The sequence below is a fragment of the Gelatiniphilus marinus genome, assembly GCF_042684345.1.
In the GTDB taxonomy this organism is placed as follows: domain Bacteria; phylum Bacteroidota; class Bacteroidia; order Flavobacteriales; family Flavobacteriaceae; genus Gelatiniphilus; species Gelatiniphilus marinus.
Window position 1 is genome coordinate 1 of record NZ_JBHULK010000028.1, and the last position, 515, is coordinate 515.

The 515-nt window shown below is 39.0% G+C and carries 2 pseudogenes; one reads left to right on the forward strand and one right to left on the reverse strand.

The annotated features are described in order from the left end of the window. Nucleotides 1-115 (forward strand): annotated as a pseudogene (locus ACFSQS_RS16150) (M15 family metallopeptidase); the annotation flags it as partial. Between the two features lie 49 nt (nucleotides 116-164). On the opposite strand, the pseudogene ACFSQS_RS16155 reads toward ACFSQS_RS16150, so the two are convergent. Further along, a pseudogene (locus tag ACFSQS_RS16155) lies at nucleotides 165-515 on the reverse strand (IS6-like element IS1216 family transposase); the annotation flags it as partial.

Sequence of the window (515 nt, forward strand, 5' to 3'; positions counted from 1 at the left end):
ATTTGATTTTATGGATGAGCGCTCTCATCATGAGGCAAAAGGAATTACGAGCAATGAAGCGCAAAACCGTAGATTTTTGCGTTCCATTATGGAAAACAGTGGGTTTGAAGGGTTCTGTTGCAAAGTTTTAAATAAAGAATAAAATCCCTTACGGTATCTATGATTTAAGCTGGGATTCCCAATAATACCTTGATTTCAGTACAGACCGAAAACCCGAAGAGAGTGCCTTCTTTTCGGGTTTTCTTATATAATCCTCGAATGGCTTCCATGCCTTTAATCGTGGTAGAGGCAGTGCGTAAACTTCGATAGAATTTATTGCGTCTCTTTACTGGACGATGGTCTTGTTCAATCAAATTACTCAGGTATTTAATGGTACGATGTTCTGTCCCTTGATAAAAGCCGTATTCTTTTAGTTTCTTAAAGGCACTTGTAATAGAGGGGGCTTTATCTGTGACTACAACCTTCGGTTCATCAAACTGCTTCACTAACCGTTTAAGAAAAGCATAGGCTGCTTG